Origin of the sequence: Liquorilactobacillus mali (genome assembly GCF_001437155.1) — a bacterium.
Classification (GTDB): Bacteria; Bacillota; Bacilli; order Lactobacillales; family Lactobacillaceae; genus Liquorilactobacillus; species Liquorilactobacillus mali_A.
In genome coordinates, this window is the sequence record NZ_JQAR01000002.1 from 117975 (window position 1) to 144217 (window position 26243).

General features: G+C 37.6%; 25 protein-coding genes and 1 other RNA gene. 16 read left to right on the forward strand and 10 right to left on the reverse strand.

Going from position 1 to position 26243, the window contains the following annotated elements; genetic code table 11:
• The first annotated feature begins 74 nt into the window (after positions 1 to 74).
• The 7 genes from IV36_RS01600 (at position 75) to IV36_RS01630 (ending at position 8256) form a co-directional block, all read left to right on the forward strand.
• Positions 75 to 1436 carry a cytosine permease gene (locus tag IV36_RS01600; protein WP_056990436.1) on the forward strand — a complete coding sequence of 454 codons (1362 nt, stop codon included), beginning with the start codon at positions 75 to 77 and terminating at the stop codon, positions 1434 to 1436.
• Positions 1437 to 2675 (forward strand): cytosine deaminase, encoded by a 1239-nt coding sequence (gene codA, locus IV36_RS01605; RefSeq protein WP_056990438.1) that lies wholly within the window; start codon positions 1437 to 1439, stop codon positions 2673 to 2675.
• Between the two features lie 109 nt (positions 2676 to 2784).
• Positions 2785 to 3819: a zinc-binding alcohol dehydrogenase family protein gene (locus tag IV36_RS01610; protein WP_056990440.1), complete on the forward strand. Its 1035-nt coding sequence runs from the start codon at positions 2785 to 2787 to the stop codon at positions 3817 to 3819.
• Between the two features lie 42 nt (positions 3820 to 3861).
• Complete coding sequence (locus IV36_RS01615; RefSeq protein ID WP_056990441.1) at positions 3862 to 4797, forward strand: NAD(P)-dependent oxidoreductase; 936 nt, start codon at positions 3862 to 3864, stop codon at positions 4795 to 4797.
• Between the two features lie 360 nt (positions 4798 to 5157).
• Positions 5158 to 5715, forward strand: a complete 558-nt coding sequence (locus IV36_RS01620) for an ECF-type riboflavin transporter substrate-binding protein (protein WP_056990443.1) — start codon at positions 5158 to 5160, stop codon at positions 5713 to 5715.
• Position 5716: 1 nt separating this feature from the next.
• The gene (locus IV36_RS01625; RefSeq protein WP_056990446.1) at positions 5717 to 7420 is read left to right on the forward strand and encodes an ABC transporter ATP-binding protein; all 1704 of its coding nucleotides are present in this window, start codon (positions 5717 to 5719) and stop codon (positions 7418 to 7420) included.
• Positions 7420 to 8256 (forward strand): energy-coupling factor transporter transmembrane component T family protein, encoded by an 837-nt coding sequence (locus IV36_RS01630; protein ID WP_056990447.1) that lies wholly within the window; start codon positions 7420 to 7422, stop codon positions 8254 to 8256. Before IV36_RS01625 ends, IV36_RS01630 begins: the two co-directional genes overlap by 1 nt.
• Positions 8257 to 8384: 128 nt before the next feature.
• Here the strand turns inward: IV36_RS01630 and IV36_RS01635 are convergent, their stop codons facing one another.
• Positions 8385 to 8951, reverse strand: a complete 567-nt coding sequence (locus IV36_RS01635; protein ID WP_056990449.1) for an LOG family protein — start codon at positions 8949 to 8951, stop codon at positions 8385 to 8387.
• 113 nt (positions 8952 to 9064) lie between these two features.
• Here IV36_RS01635 and IV36_RS01640 point away from each other — a divergent pair, with 113 nt between their 5' ends.
• The 7 genes from IV36_RS01640 (at position 9065) to IV36_RS01670 (ending at position 14776) form a co-directional block, all read left to right on the forward strand.
• Entirely contained in the window at positions 9065 to 9454 is a 390-nt protein-coding gene (locus tag IV36_RS01640) for a fluoride efflux transporter FluC (RefSeq protein WP_003688977.1), read from the forward strand.
• A complete protein-coding gene (locus IV36_RS01645) occupies positions 9451 to 9807 on the forward strand; it encodes a fluoride efflux transporter FluC (RefSeq protein WP_003688975.1) in 357 nt (118 codons plus the stop codon). The genes IV36_RS01640 and IV36_RS01645 overlap by 4 nt, the downstream gene beginning before the upstream one ends.
• A gap of 292 nt (positions 9808 to 10099) precedes the next feature.
• Positions 10100 to 10861: an EAL domain-containing protein gene (locus IV36_RS01650; protein WP_056990450.1), complete on the forward strand. Its 762-nt coding sequence runs from the start codon at positions 10100 to 10102 to the stop codon at positions 10859 to 10861.
• Between the two features lie 223 nt (positions 10862 to 11084).
• Positions 11085 to 12248, forward strand: a complete 1164-nt coding sequence (locus tag IV36_RS01655; RefSeq protein WP_056990452.1) for a hydroxymethylglutaryl-CoA synthase — start codon at positions 11085 to 11087, stop codon at positions 12246 to 12248.
• Positions 12249 to 12373: 125 nt separating this feature from the next.
• Positions 12374 to 13264 carry a hypothetical protein gene (locus IV36_RS01660; protein ID WP_056990454.1) on the forward strand — a complete coding sequence of 297 codons (891 nt, stop codon included), beginning with the start codon at positions 12374 to 12376 and terminating at the stop codon, positions 13262 to 13264.
• Positions 13257 to 14258 (forward strand): hypothetical protein, encoded by a 1002-nt coding sequence (locus IV36_RS01665; RefSeq protein ID WP_056990456.1) that lies wholly within the window; start codon positions 13257 to 13259, stop codon positions 14256 to 14258. The genes IV36_RS01660 and IV36_RS01665 overlap by 8 nt, the downstream gene beginning before the upstream one ends.
• 23 nt (positions 14259 to 14281) lie before the next feature.
• Positions 14282 to 14776, forward strand: a complete 495-nt coding sequence (locus IV36_RS01670; RefSeq protein ID WP_056990458.1) for a hypothetical protein — start codon at positions 14282 to 14284, stop codon at positions 14774 to 14776.
• Between the two features lie 210 nt (positions 14777 to 14986).
• On the opposite strand, the gene IV36_RS01675 is transcribed toward IV36_RS01670, so the two are convergent.
• From IV36_RS01675 to IV36_RS01685, 3 genes are read right to left on the reverse strand one after another with little or no spacing between them, the layout of a single operon-like run.
• Positions 14987 to 15916, reverse strand: a complete 930-nt coding sequence (locus tag IV36_RS01675) for a Ppx/GppA phosphatase family protein (RefSeq protein WP_056990460.1) — start codon at positions 15914 to 15916, stop codon at positions 14987 to 14989.
• A gap of 4 nt (positions 15917 to 15920) precedes the next feature.
• Positions 15921 to 18080: an RNA degradosome polyphosphate kinase gene (locus tag IV36_RS01680; protein WP_056990462.1), complete on the reverse strand. Its 2160-nt coding sequence runs from the start codon at positions 18078 to 18080 to the stop codon at positions 15921 to 15923.
• A complete protein-coding gene (locus IV36_RS01685; protein ID WP_056990464.1) occupies positions 18077 to 19585 on the reverse strand; it encodes a hypothetical protein in 1509 nt (502 codons plus the stop codon). Before IV36_RS01685 ends, IV36_RS01680 begins: the two co-directional genes overlap by 4 nt.
• 366 nt (positions 19586 to 19951) lie before the next feature.
• Here IV36_RS01685 and IV36_RS01690 point away from each other — a divergent pair, with 366 nt between their 5' ends.
• Both IV36_RS01690 and IV36_RS01695 read left to right on the forward strand, forming a co-directional pair.
• Positions 19952 to 21079: a D-alanine--D-alanine ligase family protein gene (locus tag IV36_RS01690; RefSeq protein WP_056990466.1), complete on the forward strand. Its 1128-nt coding sequence runs from the start codon at positions 19952 to 19954 to the stop codon at positions 21077 to 21079.
• A gap of 239 nt (positions 21080 to 21318) precedes the next feature.
• Positions 21319 to 21879, forward strand: a complete 561-nt coding sequence (locus tag IV36_RS01695; protein WP_056990468.1) for a DNA-3-methyladenine glycosylase I — start codon at positions 21319 to 21321, stop codon at positions 21877 to 21879.
• 339 nt (positions 21880 to 22218) lie between these two features.
• Here the strand turns inward: IV36_RS01695 and IV36_RS01700 are convergent, their stop codons facing one another.
• From IV36_RS01700 to IV36_RS01720, 6 genes are all read right to left on the reverse strand, one after another.
• The gene (locus tag IV36_RS01700; RefSeq protein WP_056990470.1) at positions 22219 to 22686 is read right to left on the reverse strand and encodes a universal stress protein; all 468 of its coding nucleotides are present in this window, start codon (positions 22684 to 22686) and stop codon (positions 22219 to 22221) included.
• Positions 22687 to 22766: 80 nt separating this feature from the next.
• A complete protein-coding gene (locus IV36_RS01705) occupies positions 22767 to 23060 on the reverse strand; it encodes a hypothetical protein (protein WP_056990472.1) in 294 nt (97 codons plus the stop codon).
• Between the two features lie 129 nt (positions 23061 to 23189).
• A non-coding RNA gene (gene ssrS / locus IV36_RS11835) (6S RNA) lies at positions 23190 to 23379 on the reverse strand.
• A 44-nt stretch (positions 23380 to 23423) separates the two neighbouring features.
• Positions 23424 to 24707: a replication-associated recombination protein A gene (locus IV36_RS01710; protein ID WP_056990474.1), complete on the reverse strand. Its 1284-nt coding sequence runs from the start codon at positions 24705 to 24707 to the stop codon at positions 23424 to 23426.
• A 118-nt stretch (positions 24708 to 24825) separates the two neighbouring features.
• Positions 24826 to 25434, reverse strand: a complete 609-nt coding sequence (gene rpsD, locus IV36_RS01715) for a 30S ribosomal protein S4 (RefSeq protein ID WP_003688938.1) — start codon at positions 25432 to 25434, stop codon at positions 24826 to 24828.
• A gap of 206 nt (positions 25435 to 25640) precedes the next feature.
• Positions 25641 to 26093, reverse strand: a complete 453-nt coding sequence (locus IV36_RS01720; protein WP_056990475.1) for a GAF domain-containing protein — start codon at positions 26091 to 26093, stop codon at positions 25641 to 25643.
• Positions 26094 to 26243 lie beyond the last annotated feature (150 nt).

Below are 26243 nucleotides of genomic sequence, written 5' to 3' on the forward strand. Positions count from 1 at the left end.
GCAAAACTTCTTCTCTAATCAATGAGATTATAATATACTTTAATATTAGATTGAGGAAGAGGAGAGAGATTGAAGTGAATAATGACAAAGAAAAGAGTTTAAGTGTCTCCATTGAGGAGCGACGCACATCAGCCTGGGATATGTTTGCAACGTGGGTTGGTGCAAATGCTAACAATGGTACGTGGTATATTGGGGGAGTTCTTGCTGCATGTGGTTTTGTTGCCGCAATGAATGTTTTGGTATTTTCGTCGGCCTTATCATATGTTTTTTTATCTTTGATTGGCTTTATTGGTTATAAGACTGGGGTATCAACGATGGGAATCAGCCGAGCATCGTTTGGAATTCGTGGTAGTTTTTTGCCATCATTGATTAATTTTACGCAATTTATTGGATGGACCGCAGTCAATACCTTTATTGCTGCGACATCAGTTAGCTATCTTTTACATGACTTGGTGGGATTGCCTTTATTCGGGCATCCAGGTGGTAATACTGGAATGTTCTTGGGAATTGCGGTAATGAGTATTTTGCATATTATTAGTATTGCAAGTGGTTCGCGTTCTGTCCAATTGATTGAACGTATCGGAATAATACTTGTATTTATTTTTGTATTCTGGGAGTCAATCGTTGTATTCAAGACAGTGTCGCTTGATCAGATTGCTGCGTGGCATGTTCCTAGTAAGTTCAAGATGAATATTGGGGCAGCAATTGATACGGTTGCAGCGTTTAACCTCGCATGGGTAACTGCCGGTGCTGATTTTACCCGTTTTACCAAGAAAAAGAGCAGTGCAACTGTAATGCCATTTGTTGGTGCATTGATTGGGGTACTCTGGTTTTCATTTATTGGTTTAGTTGCGACAATCAGCATTGCTGTCTCATCTGGTGCATATGATCCGAATAATTCTGATCCAAGTGCTATTGCAAGTAAGTTAGGACTTGGAATAATTGCCTTGCTTGTCATTATATTAACCAGTATGACCGCGAACGCCGTTAATCTGATGGCCGCAGGTTCAGCTCTTTCAAATGTTTTTCCAAGATTGAGTTTGAAGGTTTCCTTATGGATTGTGGCTCTACTTGCTACCATTGTGACCTTTATTCCAATGATCATGGGCAGCTTCTTGGATGCCTTTACTGCTTTTCTTGATTACATTGGAATGGTTCTTGGACCAATCATCAGTATTGTTATAGTAGACTATTATATTTTGAAGAAAAAAGATTACAAGGTAAACGAATTAACAAAACAAAATGGAATATACTGGTATCGCGGTGGGATTAACTGGACTGCGATTATCACATGGGTAATTGGAGCAGTCTTTTTCTTTGTTTTGCAAAAAGTTGATTTCTTAAACTTGACAGTGGGTGCTACTTTTATCGACATGCTGCTCAGTGCGGCATTATACTTTGTTTTGATGAAATTTTCTCAGAAAGGGAGAGATTAGATGCTAATCAGCAATGTTCATATTGATAATGAACAAGAATTGAAAAGTATACGGATTGAAGATGGCAAGTTTGCTGCGATTGCTGCAGATTTGCAGCCCAAAGACGGTGAAGAAGTAATTGATGGGGGAGGTCACCTACTATTACCACCTTTTATTGATTCACACATTCATTTGGATGCAACTTTGACCGCCGGACAACCAGAATGGAATCAGACAGGGACACTCTTTGATGGAATTAGAATCTGGTCTGAACGTAAGAAGAGTTTGACCATTCAGGATGTTAAAGAACGTGCCCGTAAAACAATTTATCGCCAGATCAAATTCGGAATTCAGTTTGTGCGGAGCCATGTAGATACTACGGATCCGAATCTAATTGCTCTTCAGGCACTTTTGGAACTCAGAGAAGAGTTAAAAGATGTCGTTGACTTGCAGTTGGTTGCTTTCCCACAAGAAGGTATCCTGTCATTTCCTAATGGTAGAGAACTATTAGAGCAGGCTCTTAAAGAGGGTGCAGATGTTGTTGGCGGTATTCCTCACTATGAATTCAATCACTTTTATGGTGCTGATTCACTTAAGTATCTGGTTGGATTGGCAGAGAAGTATGACACGCTGATTGATGTTCATTGTGACGAGATTGATGATCCAGCTACTCGTAATCTTGAAGTTCTTGCCACCTTAGCTTATGAGACTGGTTTGAAGAATCGTGTAACTGCAAGCCATACAACTGCCATGGGTTCATATAATGATGCATACACTTACAAGTTATTCAGATTATTAAAGATGGCAGAAATGAACTTTGTCTCTAATCCACTGGTCAACATGCACTTGGGAGGTCGTTTTGATACATATCCCAAGCGGCGTGGATTGACACGTGTTAAGGAACTATCAGAAGCAGGAATCAATGTATCCTTTGGCGAAGATGATGTGCAAGACCCATGGAGCCCTCTAGGTGATGGGAATATGCTGGATCCCGTCCATATGGGGGTCTACGCTGCACAGTTAATGGGATATGAACAGCTCCAGTCTTCATACAAATATGTGACTTATAATGCGGCTAAGACTTTGCATATTAGTGAAAAATATGGGATCAAAGTCGGACTGCCGGCAAACTGTATTTTATTAAATGGAGCGGACTTTTATAATGTATTGAATAGGCACGCGGAAGTTCTTTACAATATCAGGGGCGGTAAAGTTCTAGCTAAGACTACTCCAGCACATTCTGAGTTATTTATAAAGTAATAGATAATTTTAATTATCTCTTTGCCAAAATTAGTCAGTTAAAGTTGCCAAATTGTAAGTAAAGTTGCAATATAAGGGTATAGTTACTGAAAAGGAAGTGCAGATAGTTATGGTTGAGATGATGAATGCTGTTGGATACACAGAACATTTACCTATATCTGAGGAGAATAGCTTGTTTGACTTTAAGACAATTAAGCCAATTCCAAAAGGGCGTGACTTGCTAGTCAAGATAGAGGCAATTGCAGTCAATCCAGTTGACATTAGTACTCGTAAGAACAAGAAAGAAAAATTAGATAAGAATCATCCGAAGATTCTTGGATGGGATGCTTTGGGTGAAGTTGTTGGCTGTGGTGATGAAGTTCGTCTGTTTGAAAAAGGCGAACGTGTCTTTTATGCAGGTGCAATTGACCGTCCAGGTTCAAATGCTGATTACCAATTAGTTGACGAGCGTCTTGTAGCACTCGCACCAAAGAAGTTAACACAACAACAAAGTGTGGCAATGCCGCTAACTTCCTTAACAGCATGGGAGGCGTTGTTTGAAAAACTCCAGATATCAAGAACTAAAAGGATTGAGAATGCAAAGAAGACGATCCTGATTATCAACGGTGCCGGCGGTGTTGGATCGATTGCAACACAGCTTGCAGCTTGGGCAGGTCTTAAAGTTATTGCAACGGCTTCAAGAGAAGAGTCAATTCGCTGGACACTGGCTCATGGTGCGATCGATACAATTAATCATAGAATTGATATGCCAACACAACTAAAAGAAAAAGGAATCGATGGAGTAGATTATATTCTGCAGCTCAGTGATATCGATGGGCATTGGGCCGAGATGGCGAAGATGATTAAACCTAATGGTCGAATTACTTCAATCACAGGCAATCAAGAACCGCTTGATCTTGGTTTGTTAAAGCCTAAAAGTGTTACTTTTTCATGGGAATGGATGTACACCAAATCTTTCTACCAGTTGCCAGAAATGATTTCACAACACGAGATTCTTGAGAAAATTTCAACAATGCTGAATGATGGTGTCCTTAAGTCGACCGTGACGGAAGTATTACATGCTGTTAATGCTGAGACATTGCGTAAAGCACATGAAATGATTGAAACTAATCGAACAATTGGTAAGATTGTTATCTGCAATTAATAAAATTGCGTAGTACAAAAGCATGCTTTGGAGGGATTCTTAATGAAAAAAGCACTTATACTTGTGAGCATAAAAGACACTCAGTTGGAATATTTACGTGCTAAATACCCAACCGTTGAATTTACAACAGATGCCAGTGATTACTTGGATGCAGAGATTATACTTGGCTGGAAAATCTCTCAGGCAGATGAACTACTAAAAAGCAGGAAGCTCAAATGGGTCCAATCCAAGTCGGCCGGTGTCGACTATTTTCCACTGGAGGAATTTGCAAAGCGTAATATTAAGCTAACAACGGCTTCTGGTCTGCATTCACGCTATATTGCTGAAACTGTTGCTGCATATTTACTGATCGAGAATCGTGGATTAAGACCTATTATAAAGAATCCAGGTGCTTGGGATGAACCGGAAGTATATGAAACTTCCGAGCAAACAGCATTGATTTTTGGAACAGGTAACATCGGCAAGGAGATCGCACGATATTGTCACTTCTTTGAGATGAAAACTATTGGTGTTAATCGCCATGGAGCTGATGCTGGATTGGCAGATGATTTTGACAAGGTCATTACGATGGATGACTTTGAGTCGGCCAAGGAGAAATATAATGCTGACTATGTCATAAATATTCTTCCAGGAACCAAGTACACTAATGGATTCTTTAATAAAAACAAGCTGGAGAAGATCAAACCTGGTTACTCGTTTATTAATGTTGGTCGCGGTACATCAGTAGTTACCTCGGATTTGACACAGCTTCTGTCCGATGACTATGTTAAGAGTGCATATCTGGATGTTTTTGAAGAAGAACCTTTGAAGAAAGATTCACCATTGTGGTATTCACCTAAAATCATAGCAACTCCGCATATTTCAGGCCTGATGGCACACTTTAAGGATACATTTGTTCCTTTGTTTGATGATAATCTTGAGAAGTATCTCGCAGACAAGCCATTACACAATTTAGTTGATTTAGATGCGGGGTATTAGAGTGACTGTATTGATTTTGTTGGCTATTTATTGTAAAATTACAACATTGAATTCTTAATATTGACTGTGAGAGAATAAGTAATCTTCGGATTTTCACAAGAGAGTCGCGCTAGCTGTAAAGCGATGTCAATCTGGAGACGAATAATGGTTCTTTAGAAGTCTGAGATGGTGAGTTGAATTAGTAAATAAGCCATTATCCGAGTGATACTCGTTATTAATCTTAGATAATTTAAGGGACCAGTATGGTCTGAAGATTGGTGGTACCGCGCTTGTGCGCCCTTTCAGCTGAAGGGCGCTTTTTTAATCCAGTTAATTTGAGAAGAATAAATAATTTATTATTAATAAGGGGATGTGTTACTGATGTCAAATAAGAATAGATCTGTTCAAACCGTTGTAGCTACGGGAATTGGCGCCGCAATTATTTTTGTCTTAATGAAGTTTATCGCTATTCCAACTGGTATCTCAAATACTCAGGTAAATGTGGCTGAAGGATTTTTGCCGTTATTAGCTGCAATTTATGGACCAGTTGCGGCGGGGCTGGCAATGTTTATCGGACATGCTTTAAATGACTTTGTTACCTATGGTTCTCCTTGGTGGACATGGGTCATCGTTGACGGTTTGGTCGGAGTTGCTTTTGGTTTGTTCAAACGTCAACTAGATATCCAAAGTGGTAAAATTTCAGTTAGTAAATTAGTTCTTTTCAACGTCTATCAAGTTGTTGTTAACTTTGTTGGCTGGGTTCTTCTTGCTCCAACAGGTGATATTTTGATTTATCATGAACCAGCAGGCAAAGTATACGTTCAAGGACTTGCAACTTGGTTATTGAATAGTATCTCTGTAGCAGTTATTGGTACAGTTCTCTTGGTATTATATGCAAAAACAAGAACAAAACGTGGTAGTTTGAAGAAGGAAAAGTAAAATGGTAGAACCACTGATCAGTTTCAAAGATTTCTCATTTAAATATGATTCACAAGCTGAAGATACATTGAAACATATCAATCTTGATATTTATCCCGGTGAGAAGGTCTTGATAGCCGGTGCATCAGGCTCTGGCAAATCCACACTTGGGCGTGTTATCAATGGACTGATTCCTCACGCATATCCAGGTACGATTAGTGGCTCCTGTGTTGTTAATGGCAAAGAGGTTGCTGATAGTTCATTATTTGATCTATCTTTTGATGTGGGAACTGTATTACAAGATCCCGATAGTCAATTTGTGGGCTTGACAGTTGCGGAAGATATGGCATTTTCACTTGAAAATGATCAAGTATCCCAAGCAGAGATGAAAAAAGCGGTTTCTAAGTGGGCAAAAACATTGCAGCTCAATGAGTTGTTGAAGAATTCACCACAAGAAATCTCTGGTGGACAGAAACAACGTGTTGCAATGGGAGGTGTCTTGATAGATGAAAGTCAGGTTTTATTATTTGATGAACCGCTTGCTAGTCTGGATCCGGCAGCCGGTCTTGCCTCAATGAAGCTAATTGATGAACTGGCAACAAAACAGAGCTTGACAGTGGTGCTTATTGAGCATCGAATTGAAGAAGTTTTGCATGCGAACATTGATAGATTGGTAGTACTGCGTGATGGTGAGATTGTCGCAAATGATAGTCCGAATGCAATTCTCGAATCGGAAGAGCTTGTTGGGCTTGGACTAAGAGAACCGTTATACTTGAGCGTTCTTAGACGTGCAGGAATTGCGATAACGGATTGTCAGCAGATTGGTCATGCTGAAACGATCACTAATCCTGCAATTGCTGAGAGCTTGAAGTCATGGACTAAGGGTGCAAAACTAACATATGCTGATAAAAAAATGACAAATTTATTGGAGCTACGAGATATAAAATTTGCCTATGGTGCAGGTAAAAACGTGATTGATGGCCTTAATCTGATCGTTCACCAAGGTGAAATAATTAGTCTTGTTGGCCAAAATGGGACTGGTAAGTCGACACTAAGCAATTTGGTTACAGGCTTCTTGACGCCAGATAGCGGCAAAATATTATTTGCTGGAGAAGATATGGCTGATCTGTCAGTCAAAGAACGTTCTGAAAAAATCGGGTATATTTTGCAGGATCCTAATCAGATGATTTCTAAAACGACTGTTTTTGAAGAAGTTTCTTCTGGATTGGTGTTGCGAGAAATTTCAAACGAAGAGATTCAAACGCAGGTCAACGAAGTTTTGAAAATTTGCGGTTTATATGAAATGCGTCATTGGCCAATCTCGGCACTCAGCTTTGGACAGAAGAAACGCGTTACGATTGCAGCAATTCTTGTGCTTGATCCAAAGATGCTGATCCTCGATGAACCAACTGCAGGGCAAGATTTCAGGCATTACACTGAAATAATGAGCTTTTTGGAAAAAGTATGTGCTGAAAAAGATCTGACAGTCATCCTGATTACCCATGATATGCACTTGATGCTTGAATATACTACGAGAACGATTGTCTTGGATGCTGGACATGTAATCATGGATGATACTCCAGCAAAGGTATTGACTAGTGATAACATATTGCAGCGAGCATCTCTTGCAAAGACAAGCCTATATACGCTGGCTAGCCGCTTTGGATTACCGTCGGCGGATGATTTTGTTGCAAAGTTCATTGAGTCGGAAAGGCGGATGAGATAATGTCTAAAAACCTCTTTGTCGGCTATAACGAACGTGATACATTCATGCATCGTTTGAGTGGCAGTACCAAGTTAATTGGCTTTGTCAGCTTGTCCATCATTGGGATGGTAACTTTCGATACACGTTTTCTATTAGGTATTTTTTTGTTTTCAATAATTTTATTTTGGAAATCACAGATCAAGCTTAGCGAGATTTCCTTTATTTTGAAAGTAATCATAGCTTTTGCTGCTTTCAATATTTTCTTGGTATATGTTTTCTCACCAGGATATGGGATTTCTATTTATGGAAGTCATCACATGATACTTGGAAACCCAAATCAATTTTTTAATCTATCTTGGGAAGAATTACTCTATCTTTTCAATGTATTATTAAAATATACGTTTGCTGTTCCATTGGCTCTAATTTTCTTATTGACCACTGAACCGAGTGAATTTGCAGCTAGTCTTAATAAAATTGGGGTCTCTTATCGAATCAGTTACTCAGTGGAGATTACATTAAGGTACATTCCAGATGTTCAACGTGATTACCGAACTATTAGTTTGGCCCAACAGGCACGTGGTTATGAGATTTCTAAGAAGGCCAATCTGATAACAAGAGCAAAGGGAGCGGTTCAGATTATCTTGCCGCTGATTTTTACAAGTTTGGACCGAATCGAGACTGTCAGTCAGGCAATGTCGCTAAGACGTTTCGGGCGGCATAATAAACGTACATGGTACATGGCCCGGCGCTTTAAAATGGCGGACTACTTGGCATTTTTTGTAATTTTTCTGATTGTAATCGTTGGAGTCCTACTGTTTAAGGTCAATAATGGGCGTTTTTGGAATCCATTTAATTAATTTTTCGTCAGCTATAATATATGTTAACGGTAAAAAGAAACCTCAAGCTTATACATTGGTAAATTTTAGCCGAGGTTTCTTTTTTGATTTTAGAATAAATATTTATGAGTAATGAAAGGTAAGATAAATTATAGATAACTGCGCAGTCTTGGTGGAGAATATGTATTGACAAACGTTACAGCTTCACTAAGTGATTTTGCAAAACACAACTTGTTCAGATGATCGATACTCAAAAAATCGTTAGCTACCATTTCATTAAAGAATTGCTCGAGCAAGTCATAATAATGATCAATATTCAATAGCACACAAGGGCTAGGGTTGTCACCAATACGAGCCCATGAATATGCTCCAGCGATTTCTTCGAGCGTTCCGGCCCCTCCAGGAAGTGCAAGACAGATATCTGCTAGTTCGAGCATTCTTTTTTTACGTAGAGACATGTCAGAAACAACTTCAAGTTTTGTGATACCTACAAGGGCAGCGCCACGATCGAATAAGTTTTGCGGAATTATACCTGTGACTTTTCCACCATTATCCAAGACTGTATTGGCTAAAATACCCATCAGGCCATATTTTCCACCGCCGTAAACCAATTCATAATTATTTGAAACTATCCATTTGGCAAGTTCAATAGTTGCTTGTTTAAAATGCGGATTGTTGCCAGTTGATGCACCACAATATACTGCAATTTTTTTCAAATAAATCACCTCATAGTCATTGATTATCTTATCTTAGCATATAATACTACTATCGTATTAGCAATGGAACGTAACGATTAAATTTGCTTCAAATATTGAGGAGGAATAATAAAATGAGTTTTAAAAACATTGCAAGTGTAGCCTTTTTTGGATTTATAGGCGGAAGTTTCCGTTATTTGCTCGGAGTCTGGTTTGATTTTAACGGAACTATCATTGTTAATATTATTGGCTGTTTCTTGCTAGCATTTCTAACATACTTCTTACTTGAGTCGCAGACCCCAGCTTCCTGGATTACACTTGGATTGGGAACTGGGTTAATTGGTTCCTTTACGACTTTTTCAAGCTTTTGTTTGGATACCGTTAAGATTGCAGAGTTACATTTACATACATATATGATTGTCTATCTAATAATAAGTATCGTTGGCGGTTACTTGAGTGCCTTTTGCGGCATGAAGCTAGGTAGGTTGAGTGGTCGTAGTATGAAACGGGGGAATAGAATGTGATTTATTTTGTAGGAATTGGGGCAGCTTTAGGATCTGTTTTGCGATATTTAATTACTACAACAATTAAAAAGAATTCACGAACGATTTGGCCGACAGCAACATTGTTAATTAATTTATTAGGTTCATTTTTGTTAGGCATATTATATGGTTTATCAACGATTAAAGCTGCGTATTTAATAATAGGGGTTGGTATATTAGGAGGCTTTACGACATTTTCAACGATGAACGTAGAAATTTTAGGATTGATCGAAAGTAAAAAGCGTATATATGCATGGTGGTACATAAGTATCAGCTATATTTGTGGTATCATTTTATCTGTCCTAGGTGTTATTATGGGTAACATGGTGAAGTAACGTAAAGTAGTAACATTGGATGTCACTAAGAGAGAGCATAATTTATAGATAATCAGGGACAGGGTATTTAAAATTTAATTTTACTTCCGATACTAGTCATAAGGGACTAAATAATTATCTAATTTCAAACTAATAAATATTCATTTAAATGAGTTTGTGTGTATAATACTCTTAGGTAAAGATTTTCTCTAATCTTTGGTTATATGTGCGCCAATTTTTAGTAGGATAATATCGAAAGTTGTGTTGCTTGGACCTCTGATTTTATAATTATATCTCTAAAAGGAATGGTCAGATGACAGAATATAAGGTTCATATATTAGACGAATTGAAACAATTTTATTTAGTTTGCCAACCTATTGTAAGGATTCAAGCAAACCAATTGATTGAATCGGTTGCTGACTACGAGGTTTTGATTCGTTCTAGAAGAAATGATAAGTTTCCCTTTGAAACTTTTAGAAAATTGATTGAAAGTGAAACTTACAATGATATTTTTATTAAGTGGTTTGAGAAGGAATTTAGGTATCTGCTGCAGAAATTTCCAGATTATAAGTTTGATATCAATATCGACCCACAACAATTTAAATATCCTAGAACGTGGGTTTTTATAAATAATATTTCAGATGAACATCAAAGAATTGCCATTGAAATTACTGAAGCTATCCCGCTCAATAAAGAATTTGCGACACAGGACGAATTTTTCGAAAAGTCACCACTGCCTGTATTAAAAAAGATTGGTTTTAAGACCGTAATAGATGATATTGGTACTGGACAGAATTCACTTCAATTTGTATCCAATAATCTGCAAAACATTGACAGATTAAAGATTTCTCTAGTTGCTTTTAGGGGATTAAGAAGTGATATCATTTATCGATTTTTAGAAGCATGGTGTAATCTGGCAAACAAGTATAATTTTGAATTTGTCGTTGAGGGAATTGATAATAAGATTACCGCAAAAAATCTGGTTTCCGGTGGCCTTATCATGCAGCAAGGTTTTTTCTGGCAAGAGCCGCATGTATTAAAAAATGCTACAAAAATGCTAAAAAATATTTACTGAGTGCTTCTAGTTTGATCTAGGTGTACGCTATTTGTTGGGTGTGTGGAAAAATTTTTTAGAAGTTGTTGAAGTAAATGAAAAATTATAAGGCATTTAATTGTTGATGTCCTAACAGAAAGATTTATCAGTGATTTTGCAGAAGTTTCTAGTGGAATTTTACCATTAGAGGCTTTTTTTCGTGTATTATTGAGTTAATAGTTATCAGGAACAAGGAGTGAAACTAATGAAAATTGGGATTGATAAAATTGGTTTTGCCACATCGGATTTATATTTGGACATGGTGGACTTAGCAAAAGCGCGTCACGAAGATCCAAACAAATATCTGATTGGCATTGGGCAATCCAAGATGGCAGTAATTCGGCCAACACAAGATGTTGTAACAATGGCAGCAGCAGCAGCAAAAAAAATTATCTGCCAAGAAGACAAAGAAAAAATAAGTTATGTTATCTTTGCGACAGAATCTGGAGTAGATAATTCAAAGGGTGCCGCGATATATTTAGCTAATTTACTGGGACTTAAGCAAAATATTAGGACGATCGAGATGAAACAAGCCTGCTATGGCGCAACGGCTGCACTTCAACTTGCGAAGGGGTATGTGGCACTAAACCCTGAGAGTAAGGTCTTGGTAATCGGTGCCGACAATGCTCGCTATGGGATTAAAACGCCGGGTGAACCAACACAAGGCGGGGGCGCAATTGCCATGATTATCGGCAGTGATCCTAAGATTCTTGAACTAGAGAATGAGACCTCGGCTTACGCAAAAAATATTATGGACTTTTGGCGTCCATTGGGGCATTCTATGGCCTTGGTGGATGGTAAGTATTCTTCTGGAGTGTACCTTGATTTTTTGAAAAATGTTTGGGATGAACAACTCAAAAAAACAAACTATCAGTTGCAAGATTATGGAGCACTACTTTTTCACTTGCCATATACCAAAATGGGGCTGAAAGGCCTCAGGCAAATTCTGCAGGATGCTACAGTTGAAGACAGCACACGATTGATCAGAGAATTTGAATATGCAAGACAATTCAACCGTGAAGTTGGAAATCTCTACACAGGTTCGCTTTATCTGAGTTTTTTGTCGTTGCTCGTCAATAGTACTTCGATTAAAAGCGGTGATCGGATTGGGTTCTTCAGTTACGGATCGGGTGCACAAGCCGAATTTTTCACTGGTATTTTACAGCCTGATTATCAGAAGGGACTTGTGGGATTCGACTATTGGGCAATGTTAAATAAACGCCAGTCTGTTTCCGTTACAGAATATGAAGATCTTTTCGAAAAACATGTCTTTGATATAGAAAATATTGAACTTGATTATCAAACTGACAAATCTGCCTTTCTTTTGGCAGGTATTCACAACTATAAACGAAAATATTTAAGTCGCTAAATCACATATACTGGGGGTTTTAGGATTAGAATGTTATAATTATACTGGAGTTGCTTATTCTTATTAGAGATTGAGAAGCAAACATAAATTATAAATAGAAATTGTGATTGTAAGGGGAGATTATTTTGGCAAATAGTAATACGGTGAGTGACAGAGAGCACGTGCAAGCAACACAAGAACTCTCAAAGGCTGTTGCCAACAAGATTCGCTATCTGCAGACATTGGCAACGGCGATAGATAATAAAGATGACCGTTTGGTGTATCAATTGATCGATGGTGACCGCTACTCGGAACAGATCGTTCAAGCAAAGCATGGCAGTGCAGATACTGATAATGAGAATCTTGTAAGTGATATCGCAGCCAAATTAGGCCAGTATTTGAGTGCCAATCTCTTAGCTTATTTGGCAGAAACATACCCATTTTTTTACTTTGAACAGATTGGTTTGGGTAAATTTCAGTTTTATTTTGGCAACTGGTGGGATCGCCGACTCTTTGGTGAACTAGATGTCATCAAAGTTCAATTTATCTTCGATTCAACTGAATATGAAAAGCTGAGAAGGGCATTTGAATTAGAGGGTCAAAGCAAACGATTGAACAGTGACAAGATCAGCATGCTATCAAGCCAGGCAGATCAACTGCAAGCGTTGATTGATTCGCAAGAACAAAGAGATACTGAAAAAGAAAAAACCAGATTGCAGTTAAAGAAACTTGCACAGGAAAAGGTTATGCCTTGGGAAGCTTCCAAAGCAAAAGAAGCCAAACAGCAACTTGTTAACCAACTTTCAAACTTGACTGAACAAGATGAAAAAGCGCAAGATGCATATCGTTTGATCAAGGATAATGAGAAAAAGGTTCTTGAGTTATCGAAAGAAGACACTTTGATCGGCTATGAGAAGCAGAGCATTATTGCTAAATTTGGTAGCTTTGATGCTTTCGAAGCTCGTTGTGAATCCCTATATCGTGATTACATTGCCGATTTAATAGCGACAAACGGGAGGAAGAATACGAATGAGTAGAGAGTATGAAAAACCAACCGAAGTTTTTAAACCACATAACAGTGCAGATGTTGAACCAACTGAAAATGCCACAACCTTAAGTACTTCTGGTCGTCTAATTTCCTATAATGATCAGCTAAAAGATAGCCTTGAAAATGGATATAATTTTACAAAGTTGCTAGATCAGTTGATTACGACAACAAGTACAAATGAATTATTTGAAGCTGCACAAGCTCTTAGTACATATCAATTGGATACTGCATATTTGACTTTTCCGCAGCAGTATAGCCAGTCTGATTTCTATCTAATCTTCATTAATCGACTGTTAGCACTCCATGACAGAGAGCGTGTGATTTTACAATCATCTGACCGATACAATGAACTCTATCATGAATTTCCAGGAATTAATTCAGCTGGTTACTTCATTTTTAAACTAGAGAACACGGTTCAAGGCGGAGCATACTACACAGAAAAGACAACTGGCGAGGCTCTATTTTATTTGAATTTTGAGAAGCATGTATTGAGGTTCAATAGCCGTGCCGTGACCCAATTATTATTGGTCGAGTATCATGAAAAAATCAGCCAGGATGCTATTAAAGGCTTTGAAAATTATTTGCTTGATATTGGTAATTTCTTGAAAGAAGATTATGGCTTTGATGTAGACTTTACGCTGCTTGATCCTTCCAATAGCGCAGTTTATCAATTAGCAGATCCAAATCTTCCAAATTCAATCATTGATCGTTTATTCGTTGAAGCAGCAAATGGCGGCAGAATGCTCGAATTGGGGGAGAATAGCTCACCAATTCTTAAACTTGATAGTGGAACAGTCATCGAATTGTTTGAACAACATAATTATGAAGACGATATTGATTTGGGTTGGGGTATCAAAGTTTATGATCAGCAACACAAAATTGGTTGGTTTGATGTGCTGTTGCGCTATGAGTTCTTGAGGTCATGGTATCTTGAGAATTTGAATACGCTAGAGATACAGTCAGATGCTCTTTATTTTAATTAGAATAAGTATGAGGCTCTTTAATAATGGATATAAAAAAACTAACTGATGCAGTACGTTTTCGTGAAGTCGCTCATGATTATAGAATAGAACAAAGGATTCCCGCTAATAAGCTGATGAATGCCTATTTTGAACTGAACTATTGCATAGGAAATCTTTTTAAAAGGTCAGTCGTTACTGATAATATTGAAGATGATTCTGAGGCAATCTTGGATTTGTATTGTGAAGCACTGGTTTCCTTTTTTCAGGTAGCTAATCACAAAAAATGGACATATTTGCTATTAGTGTCTGATGAGCAGCTGCATGAACTTGAAGGCAAATGGAAAACACAATCTTTTGCAAAAATTTATCTGATTTTACAAAAGCTGCTCAATCAGAGTTATTTTGAACATCAACCCAACTCATTTCAACATGCTTGGCATATCTTCTTGAAATTCGGGGTTGTCGAGTTGAGCTTGCCATTGAATCAGATTGAAGAAAGATTTCTGAGCTTGTATGGCAAGAACAGTGCTGATTCTTAGCACGAGTTTGCAAAATAAAATTTTTAGATGGGTACAAAAAAGAAGCTAGGTCAAAATTTTGATCTAACTTCTTTTTATTTAGTATAAACTTGTTTCATAAGTCGAACTATAAATTATATAGAGTAAGGAGTACCCAACTCTGAATTTGCTAACTTTAATTTATAAAGTGTACTCATTTGAATGTTTATCTGATTCTAAAGGTACTAAATATCATTTCTTTTTCTTGTCCATAAAATCAAACAATGCACCTTCACGCAATCCATGATTCGAAAATAGTATTTGTGGAATATGTAGTGTTCGCATGATTAGAGAAATCGGTGTAAGCCCACCTACGATAACATCAGCACGTGCCTTAGCTAGTCCAGGAATCTTTTCCCTTTCGCTCTTATCCAAGTCTACCAATTCAGCAAAAATATCAAAAGCGGCATCACTGCTTAATATAAATCCATGAACATCTGGGGGATTTTCGGCATCAATTTTACGGCGTGCAATCTTTGCTAAGGTACGATTACTTCCCCCAAGAACCACAAGCTTGGTTCTATGAGCCTCTACTAGCCAATCAACGCCTGTCAAAGCTTTTTCCACATCGGTCATCGCAAGGAATAATTCAGAAGCCTTAATCTTGTTATCGAGGTTGAAAGCTTGGGAAATAGTTACAGATCCGAATGGGAGACTTATCAAATGAGCAACTTGATTTTGCTTTACCAGAATCAGTTCTGTACTTGCACCACCCGTATCCATAATTAGACACTCTTCACCGACATCTAAAGTTCGGGTTACACCCAAGAAATCTAAGTAGGCTTCGCGTTCGCCTGTGATTACTTCAAAATCGATACCGACCTTTTCTTTTACAAGTTGTAAGAATTCGGCTTGATTGGTAGCAGCCCGAACAGCCGCAGTTGCTAATGCCTCAATATGAAGGTGAGGAAGCTTCTCATAAACTTTTTCAAATTTTTCAAGAGCTTCCAGTGTTCGCTTAATGGGTTCTTCTTGGAGAACTTTTTTTTCACCCATATTTTCCGAAAGACGAACCATTTCTTTTAATTGGTGAGTAACCTTGGTTGTACCATCATCTGCGATCTGAGTTATAGTCATTCTGACTGAATTAGATCCAAGGTCAATCACCGCAAAATTAATCATTTCTTTACTCCTCCTTGCCACTACCAGAGAGACGTGCAGAACCGTCATGATGGGTCATCGGAATAAAAGTTGAGGTATTCCTTTTTTCTGCACGTTGCTGGTCTAGTAGTAATTGATTTTTTCGTTCTGCCTCTTTTATAAAGTGTTCCTGTGCATTCAGACGCGTGTGGCCACGACGGTCTATATGTGTGAAAATGTCTCCATGCAGCATACGCGTCTTTACATTATCATCCCACATTGTCCCAAAAATTGAAATGATTTTGTGTCTGATACCGTCATCAAGGGCAGGGAATAACAGCTCAACCCTGCGATTAAGGTTTCTTGTCATCATATCAGCACTAGAGAGATAGACATCTTCATTTCCTTCATTATAGAAGTAATAGATGCGACTGTGTTCGAGAAAGCGTCCAACAATTGAGTGCACTTCTATGTTATCACTGACACCTGGAATTTCTGTTTTTAAGCAGCATATTCCACGGACAATCAGTTGAATCTTGACTCCGGCCGCAGAGGCCTCATACAAGTGTTCAATAATCTTTTGATCGGACAAGGAATTCATCTTCATCTTAATGACAGCCTTGTGGCCTGATTTTGCAGCCAAGATCTCATCATCGATCTTTTTATCAATAAACGTTCGAATACGTTTGGGAGAAATATGCAATTTATGGAAATACGGTGGTTCTGAATAGCCTGAGAGCATGTTGAATAAATTAGAGGCATCAGTTCCAATATCATTATTAGCAGTAATAATACCCATATCTGTATAGAAGTTGGCAGTCACATCGTTATAATTACCAGTTCCAAGGTGAATGTACCTGCGAATTCCATCGTCATCATGACGAATAACTAAGGCAATTTTACAGTGTGTTTTTAATCCAACAAGGCCATAGATAACATGGCAGCCCATCTTTTCAAGCTGTTTAGCCCAGTGAACATTATTTTCCTCATCAAATCTGGCCTTTACTTCAACAAGCACCGTAACTTGTTTGCCATGCTGCGCTGCAAGTCCAAGATAATTAATAATTGGTGACTTGCCAGAAACACGATAAAGTGTCATTTTGATTGCTAACACATTTGGATCAGTTGCTGCCTGACCTATAAAGTTCACGACTGAATCAAAGGAATCATAGGGATGGTGCATGAATAAATCCTTTTTTCTGATAGCCGCAAAGAAATTTTTGTTATTTGACAGGGATGGTTCGATAAATGATCTGAATTTCGAATATCTCAACTCAGGATGTCCCTCTACCAAGCCAGGTAATTTCTTTAAGAAAGTTAGATCAACCGGTCCATTAACTTCATAGACTGCTTTTTTATCAACATCTAATGTTTCAATCAATCTTGTTTTTAAGCGGTTATGCATCGAATTTTCGATCTCTAAACGCATCACGCCACCGTGTTCACGTTTTTTCAGTTGGCGTTGAACTTCCCGCAGCAAATCAGAAGTGTCTTCTTCAGCAACATCCAAGTCCATATCACGAATCACACGATATGTAGAAGCATCGCTGACCTTGTATCCAATGAAGAGACTACCAATGAATTCCTTGATAATATCTTCAAGCAGCATGAAGGTATTTTCTTCATGCGGTAATCTGATAATTCTTGCGAAGACATCAGGAATCCTAACGGTTGCAAAGCGCCGGTTTTTCTTGTTATCAGTTTCATGGAGACGCACCGCAATATTCAATGAATTATTACTGATGAAAGGGAAGGGACGAGATGAATCATCAGCTAAAGGCGTCAGAACCGGATATAATTCATCATTAAAGTAACGCTGAATGAATTTATATTGTTCTTCAGTAGTCTCTGATGGAGCAATTATCTTGATATTGCTTTTTTCCAACTGCGGTATCAGTGAGCGGTTGTATGTTGTATAGCGTCGTGTAACCATCTCTTGTTCTTTTTCATTGATTTTGTCGATTTGTTCTTTAGGTGTCATCCCTGAGGCGTCGGTAGTTTTAATGTTTACAGAGTACATTTTATTCAAGGAAGCAACTCTAACCATGAAAAACTCATCGACATTACTTTGTGTAATCCCAAGAAAATTTGCACGTTCAAGCAGTGGATTCTCAGAATCGCGTGCTTCCTCAAGAACACGTTCGTTGAATTCCAGCCAACTTAATTCGCGATTTTTGAAATAACTCTGCTTATCAAATTTACTCATTGTAATTGCCTCCGTTGTTTTAAAATTGCCTTCAAACCAAATACTTTTTCAAAAAGTTTTGCCTTATTACTGAAAGACCATTGTTCTAGGGCAATATTCTGATTTGAATATGCAAAAATAATTAATTCTGTTTCGTGCAATGACACTGATATTTTGCGAATCTTTTCTTCTCGTGAGTCATCTAAAGCATCAGCAATACGTAAGAAGGAAGATAACTTAGCTACTTTCATTTGGACATCTGGATCAAGATTCCTAAAATGAGTATCATTTGAAGATGGTGATTCACTACTATGATAACGTGCTATTTCAGCAATAATCAAATTTTCAGTATTTGACAGGCCTAAGACCTTTGTAGACTGCAAGATATAGGCAGAATGATTATAATGACCCTGTTGATTGATATAGTTACCAATATCAGCGAGAATGCAGGATACCTGCAGCAACAGACGTTCTCTCTGACCAAGATGATGCAGTTTCTTTAATTGATCGAATAGATGCATAGCAATCAAAGTGACGTTTTTTCTATGTGATTTGCTTGTAAGATAACGGGTAGCCATGTTTTCAGCTGTGGTCAAGATTAATTCATCGAAGTTTTGTTTTCTTAGCCCAATGCGCTGAGCACGTTCGATTGCCAAACCATCAGAAACCGTGATATCGGTCAAAATAATATTACGTGCTTTAGTTAATTTCACGATCTTGTGTAGCAATAAAAAATATGAGGTGACACTTGTTATCACATTTTCATCAACTTCAAAATAATCCATCAAGAATTGGTCAGAAGCATTAGTGACTTTCCGATAGAGATTGTTAAATTCCTCAAGCGGCATCGTATAGGAAGTCTGATCGTAAGGAATGAATTTCTTATTAATTATTAATGCATCTTGTAAAATCAGATTGGAAGGCATTGTTTGATTTGCAAAAACATGTTTAAGATGTTCAAGCTTGCTCCCAATGTAATCATCAAGTACAGCTATTGGGTTGTTCATATTAGGCTTTAATGCCACATTAACATCGTAAAGTTGTGCCGAACCTAAATCAATATTCCAAGTAGAGGCAAACTTTTGGTTACTGAATTGTGACAAGGAAACACGTTCAGAACCTAGACTCAATAGGAATGTTAGGGATGAACTAATTTTTTTAAAATTATCTAGATGTGTAATAATAGCAGCAGCTTTGTAATAGGTTAGTTGGCTTGTGTTCAGCCAGTGAACTTTTAATGTTGTACGAACATAGATTTGCTCACCCAAGTAGCGAGCACTAATATCATCCAAAGATTGCTGGTTGCCCCAGAAACGATAATTTTTGACACCATATTCCTTTAAAATGAGTAAGAAACCATTAAGTGCCATCGTAATAGCTTGGACATTGTGTTGATATTCATATGTGTGATTACTGTAAAAATTGGACGTAACATCTTCTACGATCGAGAAATCGTTCAAATCAACGATAGAGAGCTTAAGTTGTCTAGGAGTCATATAAATGATACCGTATAGCTTCTTTACCACAATATTCACCTCAAATTTTAGTTTCTAACTTAATATTAACAATTTTTTACTTTTTTTAAAAGAAAGATTATGTAAAGAATAGGTAACTAGGAAGTCCACACACAGAAGGAACCATTTGACAAATTAATATGGCATAATAGAAATATTTTACTTGTTTGTTCAGGAAACTTTGACGACATCTTTTGGTTAGAACATTTTATAAAAATACAGGTCCAAATAATAAATTGATGTATTTTGACTGACAAAATGAACTAATCATGGTAATATTTTATAAGATATTAAAGCATTTTCAATATCAATAGTTTTACATCACCGTATGATAGAAAAAACCGTATAATAAGATAATTGATAGGAATGGGAATTTTCATGGAAAAAAAGAAATTACACGTTGCATTGTTTTTTGGAGGTAACTCATCAGAACATGCTGTTTCAAAACGTTCTGCACACAACATTTACGATGGAATGGATAAGGATAAGTATGATGTATCCGTATTTATGTTTACAAAAAATGGCTACCTTTTGGGAAACAAAGATTCAATGAGAATTTTTAATGGGGAGGATGAAGACAAAGTTGTTGCTGAAGCAACTGCAAATGTCGATTTTTCTAATCCGCTTGCAAACATTCAAAATATTTCTGAGGTAAAAGATATTGATGTTTTCTACCCAGTCATTCATGGCAATATGGGTGAAGATGGTACAGTTCAAGGCTTGTTTAGATTATTGAACAAACCATGGATTGGCAGTGGTGTTGCATCTTCGGGTGTGTCTTTTGACAAGGATCTAACAAAGCAATTATTGACGTTCCATGGTATCCGCAATACGAAATATATAGTAGTTACTCCAGAAAATCAGGCAGAATATACTTATGAAAAATGTAGTGAGAAGCTTGGGACAACGATGTTTGTCAAACCAGCTCGCCAGGGTTCTTCAGTCGGTATCTATAAGGTTGAAAACGAGGCTGAATTTGACAAGGCCGTTAGGGAAGGATTCCACTATGACTTTAAACTACTTGTTGAAGAGGCAATTGATCATCCACGTGAGGTTGAATGCTCAGTCCTAGGTAATCGCAATGCTAAGGCTTCAAAACTTGGAGCAATCAAGATACCGGAAGATGATGTCTTCTATGACTATAACAATAAGTTTGTCGATGCTTCGGGTGTTGAATTCCAGATGCCGGTTGAATTACCAGAGAAATTAACTGCAGAAATCAAGCAAATGTCGTTGGATGCTTTCCGTGTGCTGGGTAATCGTGGTTTGGCAAGAATGGATTTCTTAGTTGACAGTAATAATGTACCTTATTTTGGCGAAGTTAACACATTGCCTGGATTTACAAATATTTCATTGTATCCACAGTTATGGGCTGTGTCGGGAATCAAATACAGTGATTTGATTGATCAGTTAATTGAGTTAGCGATTGAAGAATTTAATGATAATGCAAAACTTCACTATGATTTTGTCGATCTTGGAGAAGAGAAATTACCAGAGAAAAAATAGATAATACTAATTAAAGCATAATATAAAGCGATACAGCTTGAGCAGCAATACAAATTTATGAGATTGTATTATTGCAGTACTATAAGTATTTTATGGGTGAATGCAAAACTTTGACTTATGGAGTACCAACCATATGTGATTAATGAAGAGGGTGTGTCAGTGGGGCATGCCTCTTTTTGTTATTATAAAAGAGATAATCATTTTTTTGCGTATTTTCTACATAATGAGGGAGGAATTTGATGAGGTGTTCATGGGCAACTGGAAATGAATTGCTGATAGCGTATCATGATGAGGAGTGGGGAGTTCCAAAAAAAGATGAAGAGATTCTTTTTGAGATGCTTTCGCTGGAAATAATGCAAGCAGGTTTGAAGTGGGAAGTGATTTTGAAGAAAAGAGCTGGGTTTAAAGCTGCTTTTCATAATTTTAAGATACAAAAAGTTGCAGAAATGACAGAAGAAGATATTCAGCAGTTAATGGCTAACAAAGAAATTATTCGTAATCAGCGAAAGATTCGAGCCATTATTAAAAATGCACAAACTTTGCTTAGGTTAAAAGAAGAAGGTTTTGATTTTGGGCAATACTTATGGAGTTTTGTCGGAGATAAGCAAATTGTCAATCATTGGGAGTTTGGCGAGCAGGTGCCAGCACAAACGGCACTTTCGCAAAAAATTGCAAAAGACATGAAAAAAAGAGGGTTTGCTTTCATTGGCCCAACAATTATTTATTCATTTATGCAAGCGATTGGAATGGTCGACGATCACTTGATAAATTGCGAGATAAAAAAGGACAATGGACAATGAATGTAAGTAGAAAATAATTTTATGGAAGAAAAAAGGAAGAATGCTAACTACAAAACAAGTTCTGAGCATGACAGTATTTGGTTGCTGTTAAAATTGATAATTGTAAGACATTTGTTTGTGTGGGACAAGGCAAAAAAAGAGGAGTCAGGCTAAAATTAACTTTTAACCGAACTCCTCTTTTTGTTATGCAAATATATTTCATAAATCAGAAACTTTTGTCTAAACTTGAATTTTATAGACCAGTACACATGACTAGTACACGCATTAAATTTATTTGAACAAGTTAATTAACTTTCAAACTATCTAATCTACTAATCGATCTTAATCTATCTGACTATGTTATTCAGGTTTCTTATTATCTAAATCAGTTCTAACAACAAGAACATCACAGCTTGCGGTTCTTGTGACGTATTCTGTAACCGATCCTAGGAGCAAGCGTTCAACAGCATTCAACCCAGTCGCACCGATCATAATTAAATCGGTTTTCAGTTCAGTAGGTTTGTCTTTAGCAATAATTGTTTTTGGTGCACCATATTCGATGGAATAAGATACATTTTCAACACCGTCGGCTTTAGCTTCACTAATATAATTTTCAATCTTTTTCTTAGCGGTCGCGACAACTTCGTCCACCATGCTAGTGTCGTAACTTGAAATATTTTGGAAGGCACGTGTATCAACAACATGAGGTAACTCTAAGTGTGCTTCTTTGCCATTTCTCTTAGCAACAGCAACAGCTTTCTTGAAAGCCAATTCAGCTTCCTTGGAACCATCGACAGGTACTAGAATATTTTTATATTGTTGTAACATACAAATCACCCTTTCATCTTTCAATTCTATTTTACCGCAATTTGCTAGAAATCTAAAGCAAAATGGTAGATTATAGTGAACTATTTCTCAATGTAACTAAGCATTAGAATTGGTAAGATTGGAATGATTGCTACATCAAGAATCAGAATAACAGATAGGAATATTTGGTTGTTAAGTATCAAACTCACAAAGGTCAAAAATGCCAAAATTAGTAGAAGTGTCCCAGTAATTTGGATAATGATTCTTAGATCCTTATGCTTTTCAGGATGAAAGAGCATGAAAGGTTCGTTCTTGTGTTTTAGTAGATATAAACTAATAAAAAGTAGCAATATTCCAAGTAAAAATATGAAAAAGCTTATGATTGTACTTATCATCACAATTCCTCACAAAAATATAGTATATGTTGTAATCTCTTGAAATCAAAGAAATTAGGATTTGCAAAACGAAAGAGCCATGCCAAAACAAATGTTTCAGCATAGCCCCTCCTGTCCAAAGAATAAACTTTGGAATCCGTCTAATGCCGTTAATCGTCTCTGTAGTTGAACCCGCAAACAAGCAGGTGGTTTCTGATAATTTAACTTCTAACTTCCCAAACAGTATGGGCATGTTATCCACAAAATATTTCAAAAGCCAAGGTATATAATTGTTCGGTCAACCTTACATTGTGAGACAACGCGTACATTTCAGATTATGCTTATATGTTATCATACAAGTTGCCTTTTTTCAAATGTTAACGGTTACTTTTTGCCTTTTTGCATCTTTTTTAAGCGTGCATACTGCTCTTTCAAAGCAGCTTCATAGCGACCATTATCTTTTGGCTGATAATAACTCTTATTCTTGAGTGGGTCAGGTAAATATTGTTGGGGGACCCAATCGTGCGGGTAGTCGTGCGGATACAGATAATCAACTCCGTGACCAAGTGTTTTAGCACCTTGGTAGTGTGCATCCTTTAAATGAGCCGGAACGTCGCCATAACCACCATGATCGATATCTGCGAGTGCGCCATCGATAGCCTTTATTGCTGAATTGGACTTAGGAGACAGACAGAGATCGATCACGGCAACTGAGAGGGGAATTCTGGCTTCGGGCAAACCAATTTTTTCGGCTGCAGTCACAGCCGCAACAGTTTTTGCAGCTGCTGAAGGGTTTGCTAAGCCAATATCTTCATAAGCAATGGTCAGGAGTCGACGATTAACACTGATCAAATCACCTGAAGCAAGCAAACGTGCAAGATAATGCAGCGCAGCATCCGCGTCAGAACCGCGAATAGACTTTTGAAAGGCCGAGATCACGTTATAATGAGCATCACCGTCTTTGTCTTGAACGAGCGCTTTGTGTTGCAGACATTCCTCGATAATAGGCAATGAAATATTGATTTTTTTGCTTTTATTTTCTGGAAGGGTAGACTTGACAGCTAATTCAAGCGCATTTAATGCACTACGTAGATCACCATTTGTAGCTCGGCAAAGATGACTCATTGCTTCTGGTGCTACATCAACATTCATCGTGCCTAAACCATTAACTTCATCAGACAAGGCTCGTTCAATAGCTTTTTTGATATCATTTTCAGTCAATGGTTTGACTTCAAAGATTTGTGTACGGCTTCTAATGGCTGGGTTAATTGCTATATATGGATTCTCAGTTGTAGCACCGATTAAGATTATTTGGCCGCTTTCAAGATGAGGCAGCAGAAAATCCTGTTTAGGTTTAGTCAAACGATGGATTTCATCAAGCAGGAGGATAACTGTACCACTCATTTTGGCTTCCTCAGCAACGACCTCTAATTCCTTTTTGGAATCAGTCGCTGCGTTGAGCATTCTAAATGCATATTTTGTTGAACCTGCAATAGCACTGGCAATGCTTGTTTTTCCTGTTCCAGGAGGACCATAAAGGATCATCGAGGATAACAATCTTGCATCGACCATACGTCTGATAATTTTACCAGCTCCAACTAAGTGCTGCTGCCCGACAACTTCGTCAATACTTTTTGGGCGCATACGGTAGGCTAGAGGTTTTAGCATAATCTAACTCCTTTCATGTAGATAAAGTATAGCATTATATTAAAGATTGTTGACTGTGATTAAACAAAAAAAGCCAGATTCATAAAAGAATCTGACCAAACTGACAAGAAGTCGGTTATTAAAGTTTGTTGTAGTATTCAACGATAAGAGCTTCATCAACTTCAGCTTCAAGTTCTTCACGTTCTGGTAAACGAACTAATGAACCTTCAAGCTTGTTTTCGTCAAAAGTTACAAATTGTGGACGGCCGACAATTGCTTCAAGGGCATCCTTAACAACTTGCAAGTTCTTTGACTTTTCACGTAATGAAATTACATCGCCTACAGAAACTTCGTATGAAGGGATATCAACACGTTTGCCATTGACTGTGATGTGACCATGGTTTACCAACTGACGTGATTGACGACGAGTTGTAGCTAAACCTAAACGGTAAACGATATTATCCAAACGTTGTTCCAACAAGATCATGAAGTTGTCACCATGACGACCTTGACGAATCTTGCCAGCGCGTTTGAAGAGGTTTGAGAATTGGCGTTCTGAAAGGCCATAGATCATACGAAGCTTTTGCTTTTCGCGTAATTGCAAACCATATTCAGATAACTTACGACGGTTGTTCTGACCGTGTTGTCCTGGAGCATATGGACGACGTGCTAATTCTTTACCTGTACCAGTCAATGAAATACCTAAACGACGTGATACTTTCCAACTTGGACCTGTATAACGAGACATAAAAAAAGTTCCTCCAATAATTTTTTTTGGAGTAAAATAGGCTTGTCTGCTTAGTATTCGTGCAGTTTGTTTTGCAGTGTTCACCCTTGCAGCCGAAGAGGTACTAACTGAACCGAATAGGGCAACGAACTGTTGACGAGCTTACCGCAGACTGCTGCATATTTTACACAGGGAACAGTATAGCTAAAAATCTATTATTAGTCAAGCTAGTCGCAGTGATCAAGCAATATTTCAACTAGAGAGTTCAAGGTAAGACGATCATCTTTTGTAAAACGATTCTCGCTGGGGGAGTCAATATCAAGCACTCCAAGTTTTTTACCATTTTTGATCAGTGGAACAACGACTTCTGAACGGCTTGCAGCATCACAGGCAATATGTCCCGGAAATTCCAAGACATTGTCAACTACTATGTCCCTTCCTTCCTTAAAGGCTGTGCCACAGACACCTTTGCCGATTGCAATGTGCATGCATGCAACTTTTCCTTGGAAAGGTCCAAGAATCAGTTCATTGTTCTGATGTTCATAAAGATAAAAGCCGGCCCAGTTAATGTTAGGAAAACTTTCAAAAATTAAGGCAGATGTATTTGCTAAATTTGCAATAAAATTAGTTTCATTTGTCAGCAATGAATCCAATTGTTGACCTAAAAGCGTATTTTTCATCTCAAAACTCCCATTCAAGTGTACTAATCTAGTGTAATGTCACTACTTACTATGATATAATTAAATAGATTTTAGATTGAAACGAACAATTAAGCAAGTTTTAATTTTTTTATTTTAAATAATAGTAAGATATTAGTTCTTACTGTGGGA